The organism is Kitasatospora sp. NPDC056800 (genome assembly GCF_042789775.1).
In the GTDB taxonomy this organism is placed as follows: Bacteria; Actinomycetota; Actinomycetes; order Streptomycetales; family Streptomycetaceae; genus Kitasatospora.
The window spans coordinates 1-1944 of the sequence record NZ_JBHUAL010000405.1 but is presented as its reverse complement, the minus strand read 5'-3'; the positions used below and the strand labels follow the sequence as shown (position 1 = coordinate 1944).

1 protein-coding gene and 1 pseudogene are annotated in these 1944 nt (G+C 71.3%); both read right to left on the bottom strand.

Features of this window, described 5'->3' with window-relative positions:
• Nucleotides 1–40: 40 nt before the first annotated feature.
• Nucleotides 41–1651 (bottom strand): trypsin-like serine protease, encoded by a 1611-nt coding sequence (locus ACFRQN_RS40705; RefSeq protein WP_380745676.1) that lies wholly within the window; start codon nt 1649–1651, stop codon nt 41–43.
• Between the two features lie 43 nt (nt 1652–1694).
• Nucleotides 1695–1944, bottom strand: a pseudogene (locus tag ACFRQN_RS40700) (hypothetical protein); the annotation flags it as partial.

Here is a 1944-nt window from a genome sequence, read left to right as displayed (position 1 = left end):
GCGGCCGGTCCGGCGGGACGCGGTGCGGTGCTGTGCAGGGTCAGCCGGTGGTGGCGGCGGTGATCGCCTTCACGCCGAAGGCACCCCCGGGGACCTCGGTCCACGGCGTCCACTTGCCGGCGTTGTAGTCGGCGTCGCGGGTGTAGACCTTGGTGTCCTCGTTGACGGCGACGACGTGGACGACGTTGCCTTCGGCACTGCTGGAGATGGCCTTCAGGCGGTTGTCGCTGACCTTCTGCCACTGCGGGTCCCAGTGGCCGAGGTCGTAGTGGCCGTAGGTGGTGAACAGGTCGCCGGCGCCGCCGATGATCTGGAGGTCGACGGTGTTGCCGCGGGCGGCGGCGGTGATGCCCTGGACGCCGACGGCGCCGCCGGGGATCTCGCCCCACGGGGTCCAGCTGCCGTCGGGCCGGTTGTCGCGGGTGTAAACGCGAAGGTCCTCGTTGACGGCGAAGACGTGGACGACGCCGTCAGGGGTGGTGGCGCTGGTGATGGACTTCAGGTTGTTGGTGCCGACCTGCTCCCAGTTTCCGCGCCAGCTGCCGGCGGCGTAGTCGACGCTGGTGCTGTAGAGGGAACCGTCGGAGCCGATGATCTGGAGGCTGACGGTGTTGCCGCGGACCGCGGCGGTGACGCCCTGGGCACCGCCGGCGCCGCCGGGGACCTCGCCCCACGGGGTCCACACGCCACCGACCTTGCCGTCGTGGGTGTAGACCTTGCCGTCGGAACCGACGGCGTAGACGTGCACGGTGTCGCCGATGGCGACGCTGTCCACGGCGGTCAACGAGACTGTGCTGACGGGCGACCAGGAGCCGATCCAGCCGCCGGCCCTGGAGTCGTCGACGGTGTTCCACATCCTGTTGTTGATGTCGATGATCTGGAGCTGCAGGCCGGCCTTGACCTCCGCCGTGCGGGAACGCAGGCCCTTCACCCAGTCGCCGAGGTCGTCGACGCGGGAGCTGAACGCGCCGGTACGGGTCTCGGTAGCCGGGGTGCCCAGGCAGCCGCCCTGCCAGGAACGGGAGGCCACGGCCACCAGCTCGGCCTTGCCGTTCGTCTCACGGATGGCGGGAGCACCGGTGTCCCCCTTGCAGACCGCCGCGCCGCCGGTGCCGGTGGTGCCGATGCCCGTCGCGCTCACGCTGTCGAGGCTGAACACGCCGGTGTGGAGCTTGTTCGGCACCCACTCGTCCTTCGTCCGGCCGAAACCGGGAACGCGCAGGCTCTGCCCGGCCGTCGGGGCGGCGGTCGCCAGCGGCAGCGGGGCTATGCCGTCGACGGGCGTGGCGAGACGGGCCATGACGAGGTCACGGTCGGCGCGCGGCACCAGCTCGGCCACCTCGGCCGACTTGGCGCCCACCGTCACGGTCGTCTTCCACTTCGGCGCACCGGCCACCAGGGCCTGCGGCTGCGCCGGGTCGTCGGAGAAGCACGAGGCGGCCGTGACCACCCAGTAGCGGTCCACCAGCGCGCCGGTGCAGCCGCGCAGGTTGTCGCCGATCACCAGGCGGGTGGCGGCGGTGTAGGTGTTGTCGGCAGCCGCGTCGCCGACCACGGCGCCGGCCGGAGAGAAGGTGCTCAGCGTGCCGGCGGCCGCAGCCGCGACCAGCACACCCGCCCGCAGGGAGCGGGGCGAGGAGTTGCGAGGCATATGTGTATTCCCAGACGGTGAGGAACGGATGCGCGGGTGGCTGTCAGCCGGTGACGGTCAGTTCGACGAGGCTGGTCGAGGCGCCGTTGTTGCCTTCGCCGACCGGTTGGAAGCCGTCCTTGGGGACGTCGAGGGTCTTCTGGGTGGTGCCGGTGGTGAGGCCGGCCCGGACGGCGCGGCCACCTGCGGTCTGGATACCGAAGACCTCGGGCAGTTGGAGGGAGAGCGACCCGGTGGTGCCGGAGACGGTGAAGCAGATCTGGTTGTCCGGGTTGCCCGGGGCCAGGGTCCAG

Coding starts and splice junctions, on each gene's coding strand:
- ACFRQN_RS40705 (WP_380745676.1), bottom strand. CDS start 1,651: ATGCCTCGCAACTCCTCGCCCCGCTCCCTGCGGGCGGGTGTGCTGGTC.